The sequence below is a fragment of the Pseudomonas sp. NBRC 111132 genome (genome assembly GCF_001320565.1).
GTDB classification, from domain to species: domain Bacteria; phylum Pseudomonadota; class Gammaproteobacteria; order Pseudomonadales; family Pseudomonadaceae; genus Aquipseudomonas; species Aquipseudomonas putida_P.
Genome location: NZ_BCBI01000085.1, coordinates 1 through 16,976, shown reverse-complemented (window position 1 = coordinate 16,976; position 16,976 = coordinate 1). Strand labels below are relative to the sequence as shown.

The 16,976-nt window shown below is 63.6% G+C and carries 18 protein-coding genes and 2 pseudogenes; 15 read left to right on the top strand and 5 right to left on the bottom strand.

The window, feature by feature from the left end; all coding sequences use genetic code 11:
• The 3 genes and pseudogenes from APH35_RS28915 to APH35_RS26385 all read right to left on the bottom strand — a co-directional run.
• A pseudogene (locus APH35_RS28915) lies at positions 1-92 on the bottom strand (chemotaxis protein CheW); the annotation flags it as partial.
• Positions 89-454, bottom strand: coding sequence for a twitching motility response regulator PilH (pilH, locus tag APH35_RS26390; RefSeq protein ID WP_012274551.1), 366 nt, complete (start codon positions 452-454; stop codon positions 89-91). The gene pilH and the pseudogene APH35_RS28915, both read right to left, overlap by 4 nt.
• A gap of 47 nt (positions 455-501) precedes the next feature.
• Entirely contained in the window at positions 502-903 is a 402-nt protein-coding gene (locus tag APH35_RS26385) for a response regulator (RefSeq protein ID WP_012274552.1), read from the bottom strand.
• A gap of 154 nt (positions 904-1,057) precedes the next feature.
• Here APH35_RS26385 and gshB point away from each other — a divergent pair, with 154 nt between their 5' ends.
• From gshB to APH35_RS26315, 14 genes are all read left to right on the top strand, one after another.
• Positions 1,058-2,011, top strand: coding sequence for a glutathione synthase (gshB, locus tag APH35_RS26380; RefSeq protein WP_012274553.1), 954 nt, complete (start codon positions 1,058-1,060; stop codon positions 2,009-2,011).
• Positions 2,012-2,102: 91 nt separating this feature from the next.
• Positions 2,103-3,008, top strand: a complete 906-nt coding sequence (locus APH35_RS26375; protein WP_012274554.1) for an energy transducer TonB — start codon at positions 2,103-2,105, stop codon at positions 3,006-3,008.
• A 166-nt stretch (positions 3,009-3,174) separates the two neighbouring features.
• Positions 3,175-3,744 carry a YqgE/AlgH family protein gene (locus APH35_RS26370; protein WP_060515762.1) on the top strand — a complete coding sequence of 190 codons (570 nt, stop codon included), beginning with the start codon at positions 3,175-3,177 and terminating at the stop codon, positions 3,742-3,744.
• Complete coding sequence (gene ruvX, locus APH35_RS26365; RefSeq protein ID WP_003249316.1) at positions 3,744-4,169, top strand: Holliday junction resolvase RuvX; 426 nt, start codon at positions 3,744-3,746, stop codon at positions 4,167-4,169. The genes APH35_RS26370 and ruvX overlap by 1 nt, the downstream gene beginning before the upstream one ends.
• A gap of 49 nt (positions 4,170-4,218) precedes the next feature.
• Positions 4,219-4,737 carry a bifunctional pyr operon transcriptional regulator/uracil phosphoribosyltransferase PyrR gene (pyrR, locus tag APH35_RS26360; RefSeq protein WP_012274556.1) on the top strand — a complete coding sequence of 173 codons (519 nt, stop codon included), beginning with the start codon at positions 4,219-4,221 and terminating at the stop codon, positions 4,735-4,737.
• Between the two features lie 12 nt (positions 4,738-4,749).
• Complete coding sequence (locus APH35_RS26355; RefSeq protein ID WP_008099987.1) at positions 4,750-5,754, top strand: aspartate carbamoyltransferase catalytic subunit; 1,005 nt, start codon at positions 4,750-4,752, stop codon at positions 5,752-5,754.
• Entirely contained in the window at positions 5,751-7,022 is a 1,272-nt protein-coding gene (locus APH35_RS26350) for a dihydroorotase (RefSeq protein ID WP_060515761.1), read from the top strand. Before APH35_RS26355 ends, APH35_RS26350 begins: the two co-directional genes overlap by 4 nt.
• Positions 7,023-7,279: 257 nt before the next feature.
• Positions 7,280-7,810 (top strand): ATP-dependent protease subunit HslV, encoded by a 531-nt coding sequence (gene hslV / locus APH35_RS26345; RefSeq protein ID WP_003249309.1) that lies wholly within the window; start codon positions 7,280-7,282, stop codon positions 7,808-7,810.
• A gap of 76 nt (positions 7,811-7,886) precedes the next feature.
• The gene (gene hslU / locus APH35_RS26340; RefSeq protein WP_012274558.1) at positions 7,887-9,230 is read left to right on the top strand and encodes an ATP-dependent protease ATPase subunit HslU; all 1,344 of its coding nucleotides are present in this window, start codon (positions 7,887-7,889) and stop codon (positions 9,228-9,230) included.
• Between the two features lie 88 nt (positions 9,231-9,318).
• Positions 9,319-9,696 carry a gamma-butyrobetaine hydroxylase-like domain-containing protein gene (locus APH35_RS26335; RefSeq protein ID WP_012274559.1) on the top strand — a complete coding sequence of 126 codons (378 nt, stop codon included), beginning with the start codon at positions 9,319-9,321 and terminating at the stop codon, positions 9,694-9,696.
• A 268-nt stretch (positions 9,697-9,964) separates the two neighbouring features.
• Positions 9,965-11,644, top strand: coding sequence for a class II poly(R)-hydroxyalkanoic acid synthase (gene phaC, locus APH35_RS26330; protein WP_060494473.1), 1,680 nt, complete (start codon positions 9,965-9,967; stop codon positions 11,642-11,644).
• A gap of 63 nt (positions 11,645-11,707) precedes the next feature.
• Positions 11,708-12,559 (top strand): poly(3-hydroxyalkanoate) depolymerase, encoded by an 852-nt coding sequence (phaZ, locus tag APH35_RS26325; RefSeq protein WP_060515760.1) that lies wholly within the window; start codon positions 11,708-11,710, stop codon positions 12,557-12,559.
• 52 nt (positions 12,560-12,611) lie between these two features.
• Positions 12,612-14,294 (top strand): class II poly(R)-hydroxyalkanoic acid synthase, encoded by a 1,683-nt coding sequence (gene phaC, locus APH35_RS26320; protein ID WP_060515759.1) that lies wholly within the window; start codon positions 12,612-12,614, stop codon positions 14,292-14,294.
• A 13-nt stretch (positions 14,295-14,307) separates the two neighbouring features.
• Positions 14,308-14,922, top strand: coding sequence for a TetR/AcrR family transcriptional regulator (locus tag APH35_RS26315; RefSeq protein ID WP_012274563.1), 615 nt, complete (start codon positions 14,308-14,310; stop codon positions 14,920-14,922).
• A 121-nt stretch (positions 14,923-15,043) separates the two neighbouring features.
• Here the strand turns inward: APH35_RS26315 and APH35_RS26310 are convergent, their stop codons facing one another.
• Positions 15,044-15,835 carry a phasin family protein gene (locus tag APH35_RS26310; RefSeq protein ID WP_060515758.1) on the bottom strand — a complete coding sequence of 264 codons (792 nt, stop codon included), beginning with the start codon at positions 15,833-15,835 and terminating at the stop codon, positions 15,044-15,046.
• Positions 15,836-15,845: 10 nt separating this feature from the next.
• Positions 15,846-16,265, bottom strand: a complete 420-nt coding sequence (locus tag APH35_RS26305) for a phasin family protein (protein WP_012274565.1) — start codon at positions 16,263-16,265, stop codon at positions 15,846-15,848.
• Between the two features lie 177 nt (positions 16,266-16,442).
• Here APH35_RS26305 and APH35_RS26300 point away from each other — a divergent pair.
• Positions 16,443-16,976: pseudogene (locus tag APH35_RS26300) on the top strand (hypothetical protein); the annotation flags it as partial.

Genomic DNA, 16,976 nt, shown 5'->3' with positions numbered 1-16,976 from the left:
GGCTGGTCGGCCACCAGCAGGCGGCAGCGCCGGTCGATGTCCAGCAACAACTCGAAGGCGGTCAACGACGCGCCCTGCGGGCGGGTGGTCAAGCCCCCAGCACTTCTTTGAGCTTGGCGATCAGCGCGTCCTCTTCCACCGGCTTGGTCAGGAAGTCACGTGCACCCTGGCGCGTGGCCCAGATGCGGTCGGTTTCCTGGTCCTTGGTGGTCACCACGATTACCGGGATGGCGCTGGTCTCTGGGTCCTTGCTGAGCTGGCGAGTGGCCTGGAAACCGTTCATGCCAGGCATGACGATGTCCATCAGCACAGCGTCGGGCTTGTCTTGCCGGGCCAGGGCCACGCCATCGGCACCGTTGCTGGCCTTGAGCACCTGGTAGCCGTGCTTCTCCAGCCATTCGGTCAATCTGTACATCTCTGTCGGCGAGTCGTCGACAATCAGAACTCGGGCCATGCTGTTTCCCCATCAGGAAAGTAGGACCGTGCCATGGCGGGGCGCGGTCAGGGTGCGTGTTGTTGAGGTACGGCAAACCCGGGCACGTGGGCGCGGATCGCGTCGAGCAATTCTTCCTTGCTGAACGGCTTGGTCAGGAACTGATCGGAACCGACCACCCGGCCACGAGCCTTGTCGAACAGGCCGTCGCGCGACGACAGCAGGATCACCGGGGTGTCCTTGAAGACACTGTTGTGCTTGATGACCGCGCAGGTCTGGTAACCGTCCAGGCGCGGCATCAGCACATCGACGAAAATGATGCTGGGCTGGTGGTCGACGATCTTGGCCAGGGCATCGAAGCCATCGCTGGCGGTGATCACCTCGCAGCCCGCTTCACCGAGCAACATCTGTGCGGTGCGGCGGATCGTGCGGGAATCGTCGATCACCATCACCTTCAGGGGTTGTTCCATAGACGCCTACCAATGGAAATTAGCTGCACTTTTAGCACACTCCGGAAGGCCATTCCATCTGCGCCGCCCCTTGACCGGCGGCGCTCGCGGCGCCACCCTGAGCCACTTTTCTTTCGAGCCATCGCGGCCAAGCGCCGCCAAGAGGAACCACCCCATGAGCGTTCGCCTCGGCATTGTCATGGACCCCATCGCGTCCATCTCCTACAAGAAGGACAGTTCGCTGGCCATGCTGCTGGCCGCCCAGGCACGCGGCTGGAGCCTGTTCTACATGGAACAGCAAGACCTGTACCAGGGCGAAAGCAAGGCCCGTGCACGCATGCGCCCGCTGAAGGTGTTCGCCGACCCGGCACATTGGTTCGAGCTGGGCGAGGAGCAGGACAGCCCGCTGGCCGAGCTGGACGTGATCCTGATGCGCAAGGACCCGCCGTTCGACATGGAGTTCGTCTACAGCACCTACCTGCTGGAACAGGCCGAGAATGATGGCGTGCTGGTGGTCAACCGCCCGCAGAGCCTGCGCGACTGCAACGAGAAGATGTTCGCCACGCTGTTCCCGCAGTGCACCACGCCGACCCTGGTCAGCCGCCGCCCGGACATCATTCGCGAATTCGCCGCCAAGCATGCTGACGTGATCCTCAAACCACTGGATGGCATGGGCGGTACGTCGATCTTCCGTCACCGCGCTGGCGACCCCAACCTGTCGGTGATCCTGGAAACCCTGACAGCGCTGGGTACCCAGCAGATCATGGCCCAGGCCTACCTGCCGGCGATCAAGGACGGCGACAAGCGCATCCTGATGATCGATGGCGAGCCGGTGGACTATTGCCTGGCGCGTATCCCTGCCAGTGGCGAGACCCGTGGCAACCTGGCCGCTGGCGGCCGTGGCGAGGCCCGCCCGCTGACCGAGCGCGACCGCTGGATCGCCGCCCAGGTCGGGCCGACCCTGCGCGAGAAGGGCCTGCTGTTCGTGGGCCTGGACGTGATCGGCGACTTCCTCACCGAAATCAACGTCACCAGCCCCACCTGCATTCGCGAGATCGATGCCGCCTACAACACCGATATCGGTGGCAAGTTGATGGATGCCATTGATCGCAAGCTCAAGGCGCGCTGACAGCCAACGCGAAGCTAGACCCTAGAGTGGGGTATGATGCCGGTCCTATTCGACTGAGCTACTGCCCCGCCCTGCGGTTGCTGGATACCTGATGACGCTGCCCGCTGACATCCCTGCCGACCTGCTGCCTCCCCGTGTTCGCCCGGTGGACCGGCTCGGCTTCACCCTGTTTCTGGCTGCCCTGGTGCACCTGGCGCTGATTCTTGGCGTCGGCTTCACCGTGGTCAAGCCTGCCGAAATTCGCCACACCATGGACATCACCCTGGCCACCTTCAAAAGCGAGAAAGCGCCCGAGAAGGCCGATTTCCAGGCCCAGGACAACCAGCAGGGCAGCGGCACCCTGGACAAGAAGGCGGTCCCCACGACCACCGAACTGGCCCCGTTCCAGGACAGCAAGATCAACAAGATCACCCCACCACCCGCCGCCAGGCCCGAAGTGGTACCCCCGCCTACCCCGCAGAAGTCGGCGGTAGTGACGACCGCGCCCAAGCCGCAAAAGGTCGAACCCAAGCCCAAGGAAAGCAAGGCGCAGCCCAAACCGGCCGCGCCTGCGCCAGACTTCGACAGCTCGCAGCTGTCCAGCCAGATCGCCAGCCTGGAGGCGGAGCTTTCCAACGAACAGCAGATGTACGCCAAACGCCCGCGCATTCACCGCCTGAACGCCGCCTCGACCATGCGCGACAAGGGCGCCTGGTACAAGGAAGAGTGGCGCAAGAAGGTCGAGCGGGTGGGCAACCTGAACTACCCCGACGAAGCGCGCCGGCAGCAGATTTACGGCAACTTGCGCATGATGGTGTCGATCAACCGTGATGGCTCGCTGTACGAGGTGCTGGTGCTGGAGTCGTCCGGGCAACCGGTGCTGGACCAGGCGGCACAGCGCATCGTAAGGCTGGCGGCGCCGTTTGCACCGTTTACTGGGGATTTGGCTGAGTTTGACCGGTTGGAGATTATTCGGACATGGCGGTTTGCCCGTGGGGACCGTTTGTCCAGTAATTGAGTATTGGCCTTGGGCGTAGGGCTTGCGAGATGCGGTGGCGCGGAGATCGAGCGCCGCGCGGGCGGCGCTCGATCTCAAAGACACCAAAAACCTCAAGACAGACACCAACCAAACGACACAAATCCGCACCTTGTCAGCCTCGCCACCTGGCGCCACACTATCCCCCATGAAAACCCTAGCCCCCAGCTACCTCAAGCATCAGTTTCTGATCGCCATGCCGCACATGGCCGATCCGAACTTCGCCCAGACCCTCACCTACATCGTCGAGCACAATGAGCATGGCGCCATGGGCCTGGTGGTCAACCGGCCGCAGGAACTGAGCCTGGCCGACATCCTCGAGCAGCTGCGCCCGGACGAAATGCCGCCGGCCAGCACCTCGCAGGTGCCGATCTACCAGGGCGGCCCGGTGCAGACCGACCGCGGCTTCGTGCTGCACAGCAGCGAGTGCAGCTTCCAGGCCACAGTGGCCCTGGAAGGCCTGTCGCTGACCACATCGCAGGATGTGTTGCTTGCGATTGCCGCAGGGGTAGGCCCGAAACAGAGCCTGATCACCCTGGGTTATGCCGGCTGGGAAGCGGGCCAACTGGAGGCCGAGCTGGCCGACAATGCCTGGCTGAACTGCCCGTTCGACCCGGAAATCATCTTCGGCATGGCCAACGACCTGCGCCTGGAAGCTGCAGCCGCCAGCCTGGAGATCAACCTGCACCTGCTGACCAGCCAGGCGGGCCACGCCTGATGGCCGAGCTACGCCTACTGCTGGGCTTCGACTACGGCAGCAAACAGATCGGTGTGGCCGTCGGCCAGGTGATAACCGGCCAGGCCCGCGAACTGTGCACCCTGAAGGCACAGAACGGCGTGCCGGACTGGGCCCAGGTGGAAAAGCTGATCGCCGAATGGAAGCCGGACGCCATTGTCGTCGGCCTGCCACTGAACATGGACGGTACACCCAGCGAAATGAGCGCCCGCGCCGAAAAGTTCGCCCGCCGCCTGAACGGCCGCTTCAATCTGCCCGTGCACACCCACGACGAGCGCCTGACCACCTTCGAGGCCAAAGGCGAACGCATGGCCCGTGGCGGCCAGCGCGGCAGCTACCGCGACAACCCGGTCGATGCCATCGCCGCTGCCTTGTTGCTGCAAGGCTGGCTGGAGGCCAACACCTGATCATCTTTGCCGCCGGGCCCACCCGGCGCACCCTTCCGAGGAGCCCGCAATGAGCCTACCCAATCCCGCCGAGCTGATCCGGCAGATGGCTGTCGACCTTCGCGCCCACCTGGCCCGCCGTCACATCAGCGAGCCGCGCTATATCGGTATCCGCACCGGCGGTGTCTGGGTTGCCCAGGCCCTGCAGGAAGCCATGGGCGACACCAGCCCCATGGGCACCCTGGACGTTTCGTTCTACCGCGATGACTTCAGCCAGAACGGCCTGCACCCGCAAGTGCGTCCGTCCGAGCTGCCGTTCGAAGTCGAAGGCCAACACCTGGTGCTGGTGGATGACGTACTGATGAGCGGCCGCACCATTCGCGCTGCGCTCAACGAGCTGTTCGATTATGGCCGCCCGGCCAGCGTTACCCTGGTCTGCCTGCTGGACCTGGATGCCGGCGAACTGCCAATCCGCCCGAACGTGCTTGGCGCCACCCTGTCGCTGGCGGCCCATGAACGGGTAAAATTGACCGGACCCGCACCGCTCGCCCTCGAGCGCCAGGACCTCGCCTCCGCTTCCGCCCTTTAAGAGTCCCCCGCGATGACGCCAATCGACGCCAAGCGCCCGCTGCAGCTCAATGATCAGGGCCAGCTGCGCCACTTCCTCTCGCTCGACGGTTTGCCCCGCGAACTGCTCACCGAGATTCTCGACACCGCCGACTCCTTCCTGGAAGTCGGTGCCCGGGCCGTGAAAAAAGTCCCGCTGCTGCGCGGCAAGACCGTATGCAACGTGTTCTTCGAGAACTCGACCCGTACCCGTACCACCTTCGAACTGGCGGCCCAGCGCCTGTCGGCCGACGTGATCAGCCTGAACGTGTCGACCTCCTCGACCAGCAAGGGCGAAACGCTGTTCGACACCCTGCGCAACCTCGAAGCCATGGCGGCCGACATGTTCGTCGTGCGCCACTCCGACTCGGGCGCCGCGCACTTCATCGCCGAACATGTGTGCCCGGACGTTGCCGTGATCAACGGCGGTGACGGCCGCCACGCGCACCCGACCCAGGGCATGCTCGACATGCTCACCATCCGCCGCCACAAGGGCAGCTTCGAAAACCTGTCGGTGGCCATCGTCGGTGACATCCTGCATTCGCGCGTGGCCCGCTCCGACATGCTCGCGCTCAAAGCGCTGGGTTGCCCGGACATTCGCGTGATCGGCCCGAAAACCCTGATCCCGATCGGTATCGAGCAGTACGGCGTAAAGGTCTACACCGACCTCGCCGAAGGCCTGAAAGACGTCGACGTGGTGATCATGCTGCGTCTGCAGCGTGAGCGCATGGCCGGTGGCCTGCTACCCAGCGAAGGCGAGTTCTACCGCCTGTTCGGCCTGACCACCGCACGCCTGGCCGGGGCCAAGCCCGACGCCATCGTCATGCACCCAGGCCCGATCAACCGTGGTGTCGAAATCGAGTCTGCAGTGGCCGACGGCAAGCACTCGGTGATCCTCAACCAGGTCACCTACGGCATCGCCGTGCGCATGGCCGTGTTGTCCATGGCCATGAGCGGGCAGAACGCGCAACGTCAATTCGACCAGGAGAACGCCCAGTGACCATCAGTATTCTCGGCGCCCGGGTCATCGACCCCAACAGCGGCCTGGACCAAGTCACCGACCTGCACCTGGAGGGCGGCCGCATTACCGCCATCGGCGCCGCCCCGGCCGGTTTCAGCGCCAGCCGCACGATCCAGGCCGATGGCCTGGTCGCCGCGCCCGGCCTGGTCGACCTTGGCGTTTCCCTGCGCGAGCCGGGTTACAGCCGCAAAGGCAACATCGCCAGTGAAACCCGCGCGGCCGTGGCCGGCGGCGTTACCAGCCTGTGCTGCCCGCCGCAGACCAAGCCGGTGCTGGACACCTCGGCGGTGGCCGAGCTGATCCTAGACCGTGCCCGCGAAGCGGCCAACAGCAAGGTCTACCCGATCGGCGCCCTGACCAAAGGCCTGGAGGGCGAGCAACTGGCCGAGCTGGTGGCCCTGCGTGACACCGGCTGCGTGGCATTCGGCAACGGCCTGAAGGAAATCCCCAACAACCGTACCCTGGCTCGTGCCCTGGAGTACGCGGCCACCTTCGATCTGACGGTGGTGTTCCACTCCCAGGACCGCGACCTGGCACAGGGCGGCCTGGCCCACGAAGGTGCCATGGCCAGCTTCCTTGGCCTGCCGGGCATCCCGGAAAGCGCCGAAACCGTGGCCCTGGCGCGCAACCTGTTGCTGGTGGAGCAGAGTGGTGTACGTGCGCACTTCAGCCAGATCACCAGCGCCCGTGGCGCGCGGCTGATCGCCCAAGCCCAAGCCCTGGGCCTGCCGGTGACCGCCGATGTGGCGCTGTACCAGCTGATCCTCACCGACGAGTCGCTGCGCGAATTCTCCAGCCTGTACCACGTGCAGCCGCCGCTGCGCACCGCAGCCGACCGTGACGGCCTGCGCGAGGCAGTGAAGTCGGGGGTGATTCAGGCGATTTCCAGCCACCACCAGCCGCATGAGCGCGACGCCAAGCTGGCCCCGTTCGGCGCCACCGAGCCGGGTATCAGCAGCGTCGAGTTGCTGCTGCCGCTGGCCATGACCTTGGTGCAGGATGGCCTGCTCGACCTGCCAACCTTGCTCGCCCGCCTGAGCAGCGGCCCGGCTGCCGCCTTGCGCTTGCCAGCCGGCGAGCTGAAAGTGGGTGGGGCGGCCGACCTGGTGCTGTTCGACCCGCAAGCCTCCACCGTTGCCGGCGAGCAGTGGTTCTCGCGCGGCGAGAACTGCCCGTTCATCGGCCACTGCCTGCCGGGTGCGGTGCGCTATACCTTGGTCGATGGGCACGTCTGCCACGAGGCCTGACAAAGCGCGAACTTGCTTTGTGTAGGAGCGGCCTTGTGTCGCGAACGGGCCGCGCAGCGGCCCCAGGGTCTCTGCATCACGCATGAATCGCTGGGGCCGCTTTGCGGCCCTTTCGCGACACAAGGCCGCTCCTACATCGACCGTGCCCGGTTCGAAGACCGGACCAACCATTCATCCCCCACGGTTGAAATCCTTCCCCCCACCCCCATATGAGTCTGCATCAGGCACTTTCGCCCCGCTGCGTGGAGACTCTCCCCTTGACCACCATCGTTTCTGTCCGCCGTAACGGCAAAGTCGTCATGGGCGGCGACGGCCAGGTATCCCTCGGCAATACCGTGATGAAAGGCAACGCCAAAAAGGTGCGCCGCCTGTACCACGGCCAGGTCATTGCGGGCTTCGCCGGTGCTACCGCCGACGCCTTCACCCTGTTCGAACGCTTTGAAGGCCAGCTGGAAAAACACCAGGGCCACCTGGTCCGCGCCGCCGTCGAGCTGGCCAAGGAATGGCGTACAGACCGCTCCCTGAGCCGCCTGGAAGCCATGCTGGCCGTGGCTAACAAGGACGCCTCCCTGATCATCACCGGCAACGGTGACGTGGTCGAGCCCGAAGATGGCCTGATCGCCATGGGTTCCGGCGGCGCCTATGCCCAGGCCGCCGCCCGCGCCCTGCTGAACAAGACTGACCTCTCGGCACGCGAAATCGCCGAAACCGCCCTGAACATCGCCGGCGACATCTGCGTGTTCACCAACCATAACCTGACCATCGAGGAGCAGGACCTGGCCGACTGATTCAGCTGTTCTGGCGCCCCTTCCCGGTGAAGGGGTTTTTCCACGCTGACTCATCTGCCCAAGGACCCTATTGATCATGTCCATGACCCCCCGCGAGATCGTCCACGAACTCAACCGCCACATCATCGGCCAGGACGACGCCAAGCGCGCCGTGGCCATTGCCCTGCGCAACCGCTGGCGGCGCATGCAGCTCCCTGCCGAGCTGCGTGCCGAAGTCACCCCGAAGAACATCCTGATGATCGGCCCTACCGGCGTCGGCAAGACCGAAATCGCCCGCCGCCTGGCCAAGTTGGCCAACGCGCCGTTCCTCAAGGTCGAAGCCACCAAGTTCACCGAGGTGGGCTATGTGGGCCGCGACGTCGAGTCGATCATCCGTGACCTGGCCGATGCCGCGCTGAAAATGCTGCGCGAGCAAGAAATCATCCGCGTGCGCCACCGCGCCGAAGATGCCGCCGAAGACCGCATTCTCGATGCCCTGCTGCCACAAGCGCGCGTCACCAGCTTCAGCGAGGAAGCCGCACAGACCAGCAGCGATTCCAACACGCGCCAACTGTTCCGCAAGCGCCTGCGCGAAGGCCAGTTGGACGACAAGGAAATCGAGATCGAAGTGGCCGATGCCGTAGGCGTGGAAATTGCTGCACCGCCCGGCATGGAAGAAATGACCAACCAGTTGCAGAGCCTGTTCGCCAACATGGGCAAGGGCAAGCGCAAAGCGCGCAAGCTGAAGGTGAAAGAAGCGCTTAAGATGGTTCGCGATGAAGAAGCGAGCCGCCTGGTCAATGAGGAAGAACTCAAGGCCAAGGCCCTGGAAGCAGTCGAGCAGCACGGTATCGTGTTCATCGACGAAATCGACAAAGTGGCCAAGCGTGGCAACGTTGGCGGTGCCGACGTGTCCCGTGAAGGCGTACAGCGCGACCTGCTGCCGCTGATCGAAGGCTGCACCGTCAACACCAAGCTGGGCATGGTCAAGACCGACCACATCCTGTTCATTGCCTCGGGCGCGTTCCACCTGAGCAAACCGAGCGACCTGGTGCCTGAACTGCAAGGCCGCCTGCCAATTCGTGTGGAGCTGAAGGCGCTGACCCCAGAAGACTTCGAGCGCATCCTGCAAGAACCGCACGCGTCGCTGACCGAGCAGTACCAGGCATTGCTCAAGACCGAAGGCCTGAACATCGCGTTCCAGGCTGACGGCATCAAGCGCCTGGCCGAGATTGCCTACCAGGTCAACGAGAAGACCGAGAACATCGGTGCCCGTCGCCTGCACACCCTGCTCGAGCGTTTGCTCGAAGAGGTGTCGTTCAGCGCGGGCGACCTGGCCAGCACCCACGACGAAGCGCCGATCCAGATCGACGCGGCGTACGTGAACAGCCACCTGGGTGAGCTGGCGCAGAACGAAGACCTGTCGCGTTACATCCTGTAATACCGCAGGGGGCCGCTTTGCGGCCCCCTTGCACATTCCCCCAAATCTCCTGAAGCTGTGCTTCATCAGCTCCCGAGAGATTCTGCCCATGGCCCGCCTGCCCACTGCCATCAACCTGCACAAAGCCTCGAAAACCCTCAGCCTCACCTACGCCCCCGGCGAGGTCTACCAACTGCCCGCCGAATTCCTGCGCGTGCACTCCCCCTCCGCCGAAGTCCAGGGCCACGGCAACCCCATTCTGCAGTTCGGCAAGATCAACGTCGGCCTCGTCGGCCTCGAACCTGCCGGCCAATATGCACTGAAACTGACCTTCGACGACGGCCACGACAGCGGTCTGTTCACCTGGGAATACCTCGAGCAGCTGTGCCTGCGCCAGGAACAGCTGTGGGCGGAATACCTCGACGAGCTGCACAAGGCCGGCAAATCCCGCGACCCGGCCGAGTCGGTGGTCAAACTGATGCTCTAGCGCAAGGCCTGCGGGGTTTAGAGCGCATTTTCTAAATTCATCTGTTTGAATGGCTTGCAGACAGCCCAGTGAGGGGCTGTCTTGCGCATTACATGAAAGTCGGGTAACCAATGGGTGTGGCAAGTTCCCTGCATCACTTTGCAGGTCGTCAGAACCCCCGCAGCACCGCTGTTCCTTATCACTGGTCACCCGAGTAGCAGTACCGGGCTCAGCGCTGTGCACCCGCCACGGCAACCGGTACTCGTCTCAGGACAACGGAGCGTCGTAGATGAGTAACAAGAACAACGATGAGCTGCAGCGGCAGGCCTCGGAAAACACCCTGGGGCTGAACCCGGTCATCGGCATTCGCCGCAAGGACCTGTTGAGCTCGGCACGCACTGTGCTGCGCCAGGCCGTGCGCCAACCGCTGCACAGCGCCAAGCATGTGGCCCACTTTGGCCTGGAGCTGAAGAACGTGTTGCTGGGCAAGTCCAACCTGGCCCCGGAAGGCGACGACCGTCGCTTCAACGACCCGGCCTGGAGCAACAACCCACTGTACCGCCGCTACCTGCAAACCTACCTGGCCTGGCGCAATGAACTACAGGACTGGATCGGCAGCAGCGACCTGTCACCCCAGGACATCAGCCGCGGCCAGTTCGTCATCAACCTGATGACCGAGGCCATGGCGCCGACCAATACCCTGTCCAACCCGGCCGCGGTCAAACGTTTCTTCGAAACAGGCGGCAAGAGCCTGCTCGATGGCCTGTCAAACCTGGCAAAGGACATGGTCAACAATGGCGGCATGCCCAGCCAGGTGAACATGGATGCCTTCGAAGTGGGCAAGAACCTGGGTACCAGCGAAGGCGCGGTGGTGTACCGCAACGATGTGCTGGAACTGATCCAGTACAGCCCCATCACCGAGCAGGTACACGCTCGCCCGCTGCTGGTGGTACCGCCGCAGATCAACAAGTTCTACGTGTTCGACCTGAGCCCGGAAAAGAGCCTGGCACGCTTCTGCCTGCGCTCGCAGCAGCAGACCTTCATCATCAGCTGGCGCAACCCGACCAAGGCCCAGCGCGAATGGGGCCTGTCCACCTACATCGATGCGCTCAAAGAAGCAGTCGACGCGGTGCTGGCGATTACCGGCAGCAAGGACCTGAACATGCTCGGTGCCTGCTCTGGCGGCATCACCTGCACCGCACTGGTGGGCCACTATGCCGCCATTGGCGAAAACAAGGTCAACGCCCTGACCCTGCTGGTCAGCGTGCTCGACACCACCATGGACAACCAGGTTGCATTGTTCGTCGACGAGCAGACCCTGGAGGCCGCCAAGCGCCACTCCTACCAGGCAGGCGTGCTGGAAGGCAGCGAAATGGCCAAGGTGTTCGCCTGGATGCGCCCCAATGACTTGATCTGGAACTACTGGGTCAACAACTACCTGCTCGGCAATGAACCGCCGGTGTTCGACATCCTGTTCTGGAACAACGACACCACGCGCCTGCCGGCCGCCTTCCACGGCGACCTGATCGAAATGTTCAAGAGCAACCCGCTGACGCGCCCCGAAGCCCTGGAAGTGTGCGGCACCGCAATCGACCTGAAGCAGGTCAAATGCGACATCTACAGCCTTGCCGGCACCAACGACCACATCACCCCCTGGCAGTCGTGCTACCGCTCGGCACACCTGTTTGGCGGCAAGATCGAGTTCGTGCTGTCCAACAGCGGGCATATCCAGAGCATCCTCAACCCGCCGGGCAACCCCAAGGCACGCTTCATGACCGGTGCCGACCGCCCAGGCGACCCAGTGGCCTGGCAGGAAAACGCCACCAAGCATGCCGACTCCTGGTGGTTGCACTGGCAAAGTTGGCTGGGCGAGCGTGCCGGCGCGCTGAAAAAGGCGCCCACCCGCCTGGGCAACCGTGCCTACGCTGCCGGCGAGGCCTCCCCAGGCACGTACGTTCACGAACGTTGAGTAGCAGCGCCGTGGCCACCTACGGGGGCGCCACGGTGTTTACTTCACCCAAGAGTCACGCGCATGCCGCAACCCTACATTTTCAGGACCGTCGAGCTGGACGACCAGTCCATCCGCACCGCCGTCCGCCCGGGCAAGCCGCACCTGACGCCGTTGCTGATCTTCAACGGCATCGGCGCCAACCTGGAGCTGGTGTTTCCGTTCATCGAAGCATTGGACCCGGACCTGGAAGTCATCGCTTTCGACGTGCCCGGTGTCGGTGGCTCGTCCACCCCACGCCACCCGTATCGCTTCCCTGGGCTGGCCAAGCTGACGGCACGGATGCTCGACTACCTCGACTACGGCCAGGTCAACGTCATCGGCGTGTCCTGGGGCGGCGCCCTGGCCCAGCAGTTCGCGCACGACTACCCCGAGCGCTGCAAGAAGCTGGTGCTGGCCGCCACCGCTGCTGGCGCGGTCATGGTGCCAGGCAAGCCCAAGGTGCTGTGGATGATGGCCAGCCCCCGCCGCTACGTGCAGCCGTCGCATGTCATACGCATTGCGCCGATGATCTATGGCGGCGGCTTCCGGCGCGACCCGGACCTGGCCATGCACCATGCCGCCAAGGTGCGCTCTGGCGGCAAGCTGGGTTACTACTGGCAGCTGTTAGCCGGGCTTGGCTGGACCAGCATCCACTGGCTGCACAAGATCCAGCAGCCCACCCTGGTATTGGCCGGCGACGACGACCCGCTGATCCCGCTGATCAACATGCGCCTGCTGGCCTGGCGGATTCCCAATGCCCAGCTACACATTATCGACGACGGCCATTTGTTCCTGATCACCCGGGCCGAGGCCGTCGCCCCCATCATCATGAAGTTTCTGCAGCAAGAGCGTCAGCGCGCAGTCATGCACCCTCGCCCGGCTTCGGGCGTGTAGGCGCGGGCTTGCCCGCGAGGCGGCGCCATGGCCAGAACGAGGGAGTGTTGCCATGAAAGACAAACCGGGCAAAGGATCGACAACGCTCCCCGCCACCCGCATGAACGTGCAGAACGCCATCCTCGGCCTGCGCGGCCGCGACCTGCTGTCCACGTTGCGCAACGTCGGCCGCCACGGCCTGCGCCACCCGCTGCATACCGCGCACCATCTACTGGCGCTTGGCGGGCAACTGGGGCGGGTGATGCTGGGGGACACGCCCTACCAGCCAAACCCACGTGACGCGCGCTTCAGTGACCCGACCTGGAGCCAGAACCCGTTCTACCGCCGTGGCCTGCAGGCCTATCTGGCCTGGCAGAAACAGACGCGCCAGTGGATCGATGAAAGCCACTTGAACGACGATGATCGAGCACGCGCCCATTTCCTGTTCAACCTGATCAACGATGCGCTGGCCCCCAGCAACTCACTGCTCAACCCGCTGGCAATCAAGGAGCTGCTCAACACCGGCGGTCAGAGCCTGGTGCGTGGCGTAGCCCACCTGCTTGAAGACTTGCGCCACAACGATGGCCTGCCGCGCCAGGTGGACGAGCGTGCGTTCGAGGTGGGCGGCAATCTCGCCGCGACGCCTGGCGCCGTGGTTTTTCGCAATGAGCTTTTGGAGCTGATCCAGTACAAGCCGCTGAGCGAGACGCAGCACGCCCGCCCTCTGTTGGTGGTGCCGCCACAGATCAACAAGTTCTACATCTTCGACCTCAGCTCGACCAACAGCTTCGTCCAGTACATGCTCAAGAACGGCTTGCAGGTGTTCATGGTCAGCTGGCGCAACCCCGACCCACGCCACCGCGAATGGGGCCTTTCCAGTTACGTGCAGGCCCTGGAAGAAGCACTGAATGCCTGCCGCAGCATCAGCGGCAACCGTGACCCCAACCTGATGGGCGCCTGTGCCGGTGGCCTGACCATGGCTGCGCTGCAGGGCCACCTGCAAGCCAAGAAACAGTTGCGTCGCGTGCGCAGCGCCACCTACCTGGTCAGCTTGCTGGACAGCAAGTTCGAAAGCCCAGCCAGCCTGTTCGCCGATGAGCAGACCATCGAAGCCGCCAAACGCCGCTCCTATCAGCGCGGCGTGCTGGACGGTGGCGAGGTGGCACGGATCTTTGCCTGGATGCGGCCCAACGACTTGATCTGGAACTACTGGGTCAACAACTACCTGCTCGGCAAGACACCGCCGGCTTTCGATATCCTGTACTGGAACGCCGACAGCACGCGCCTGCCCGCCGCGCTGCATGGCGACCTGCTGGAGTTCTTCAAGCTCAACCCCTTGACCTACCCGGCCGGGCTGGAAGTGTGCGGCACGCCCATCGACCTGCAGCAGGTCAACCTGGACAGCTTTACCGTGGCCGGCAGCAACGACCACATCACCCCATGGGACGCGGTGTACCGCTCGGCCTTGCTGCTGGGTGGCGAGCGGCGCTTCGTGCTGGCCAACAGCGGGCATATCCAGAGCATCATCAACCCGCCCGGCAACCCCAAGGCTTACTACCTGGCCAACCCCAGGCTGAGCAGCGACCCCCGCGCCTGGTTCCACGACGCCAAACGCAGCGAAGGCAGCTGGTGGCCGTTGTGGCTGGAATGGATCACTGCACGCTCCGGCCCGCTCAAGGCGCCGCGCAGCGAGCTGGGCAATACCACTTACCCACCGCTAGGCCCCGCGCCAGGCACCTATGTGCTGACCCGATGAGCATGCTGACTGGATGAAAACCCGCGACCGTATCCTGGAATGCGCCCTGCAGCTGTTCAACCAGCAGGGCGAACCCAACGTCTCCACCCTGGAAATTGCCAACGAAATGGGCATCAGCCCAGGCAACCTGTATTACCACTTCCATGGCAAGGAACCCTTGGTATTGGGCCTTTTCGAGCGTTTCGAGGAAGCGCTGATGCCCTTGCTCGACCCTCCCCTGGATGTGCGCCTGGATGCCGAGGACTATTGGCTGTTCCTGCACTTGATCGTCGAGCGCATGTCACAGTACCGCTTCCTGTTCCAGGACCTGTCCAACCTGACCGGGCGCCTGCCCAAGCTGGCCCGTGGCATGCGCGGCCTGATCAATGCGCTCAAACGCACACTCGCGGCGCTGTTGGCCAGCCTCAAGGGCCAGGGGCTGGTAGAGAGTGAGACCCAGGCGCTGGGGCAACTGGTGGAGCAGATCACATTGACGCTGATGTTTTCGCTGGATTACCAGCGGGTGCTGGGGCGCGAGGGGGATGTGGGGATCGTGGTGTACCAGGTGATGATGCTGGTGGCGCCGCATCTGCAGGCGCAGGCACGGGCGGCGGCAGAGCAATTGGCGGTGCGCTATCTGGAAGGATAAACCTGCTGTTTCGGCGCAGAGGCCTTCGCGGGCATGCCCGCCCCCACAGGGCCTGCGCTGACCTGCTGATCGGCACTGTACCTGTGGGAGCGGGCAAGCCCGCGAAGAAGGCGACGCGGTATCAGATCAGGGTACCGGTGCCAGTCGGAGCCGACGGCGTGCTGCTTGCCGGGGCGGCGGCAGGTGCCGGTGCTGCGGTCGCGGCCGGTGCGGCGCTGGCCGCTGGAGCTGCAGGCTTCGCGGCTGCCGGTTTGGCCGGTGCCTTCTTCACTGCGGGTTTCTTCGCTGCCGCTGGTTTGGCTGCTGCCGGTTTCGCCGCAGGCTTGGCTGCCACGGGTTTGGCTGCTGGCTTGGCCGCAGGTTTGGCCGCCGCAGGTTTGGCCGCCGCAGTTTTAGCTGCAGGTTTTGCCGCCGCAGGCTTGGCCGCTGCGGCCTTGGCCAATGGCTTGGTTGCTGCCTTGCTCGCAGCCGGTTTGGCCGCGGCAGTGCGCGACGATATCGGCGTAACCGAAGCACCGGTCAGTTTCTCGATCTGCTTGGTCAGGCTATCCACCTGCTGATGCAGGGCCTTGATCTCGTTGCGGCTCGGCACGCCCAGGCGTGAGATGGCGCTGTTCAGACGCTTGTCGAAAGCCTCTTCGAGCTCGCTCCACTTGCCCAGCGCACGGTCCTTCACACCAGACACACGCGAAGTGGTCGATGATTTGGCGGATTCGGCTACTTCTTCAGCCGTCTTCTTCGCCTGCTTCTCGGCCTTCTCGCCATCTTTCACCAGCGTGTCGAACAGCTTCGGGCCGTCCTGGTCGATCTTCGAATAGATACCCAGCCCCGCCAGCCAGATCTTGCGGGAGTATTTCTCGATCCCGCCGACCCAGGAGCTGCCTTCTTTTTCGGTGTTCTTCTTGCCAGCCATCCTGCTCTCCTTATGGTTTGTGCGCGACGCGTTCAAGCAGTTCGTGCAGCTGTTCAAGCTTGATCGACAACGCCTCAACGTCATGTTTAGACGGAATGCCGAGGCGATTCAAGGCGCGCCCTACCCGTGCGTCGAAAGCTTTTTCGATCTTGTCGAGTTGAATCTCTACCTTGCCGCGTACGCGGCTGACTTCTTCAGCGGCTTCATCGATCTGGTTGTTGGCAGCATCGAGCTCTTTGTCGATACGTTTCTTGCCACGCTTCTCGACGCCTTCGCCGGCCTTGACCAGCTCCTGGAAATAATCGGAGCCTTCCTGGCCCACGCGCGCATAAGCGCCGATGCCAGCCAGCCAGATCTTGCGCGCGTAGCCGCGCACTTCGCCCAGCGTACCCAGGGCGTCGTCCTTTTTCTTCACAGTCACTTTGGCCATGCTCTGTACCTCATGCTCATGAGTGGAGGAGGAACCGCCCATGGAGGCTGGGCTTGAGCATAAGGTAGAGGCTGTAATTAGAATCTTCACCCTAAGATCGCCACGCTGACTTATCTACCGCCACTGCTTCAGGTTGGCGTTTCAGCATTCGGCTCCCTTTGACCGGAGCCACAAACCATGCCCCAATCACTGCCCCTGGCATACCTATCATTCAAGCAACAGGTAGCGCAGCAGTTCGCCAACCGCCCCAGCCTGCGCGAAGTCGTAGCCAGCGCAGGTTACGACGCACTCGTGGCACGCTACCCATGGACCCGCGAAAACCACCCAGAGCTGCGCTCCATAGCGGGCTTCAGCATCCTGCATAGCCTGGATGAAGAGCTACCTGCACAGCAAAGCAACTTGGTGGACACACTGCTCGAACATTTTCTCAGCGGCCAGCCCATGGCGCTCGAGCCCACGGATCAGCTCAGCCTGAACCCACCAACCGTCTTTCGCCCCCAGCATGTCGCGCCGGCCATCGATATTCGCATGGCCGACCTGAACACTGACTACGACGATGTGCTGGCAACCCTTTGCGAGACATTTCAGCAGGCACAGATCAGTTACTGGAACGGCCGCGACGGTGACTCGGACGTAACCCGCCTTCAGTGGATGCAACAGGTACTCAAGGCCGCACTGCTCGCCACGCTTGAGCACCAAGGCCTGGACAGT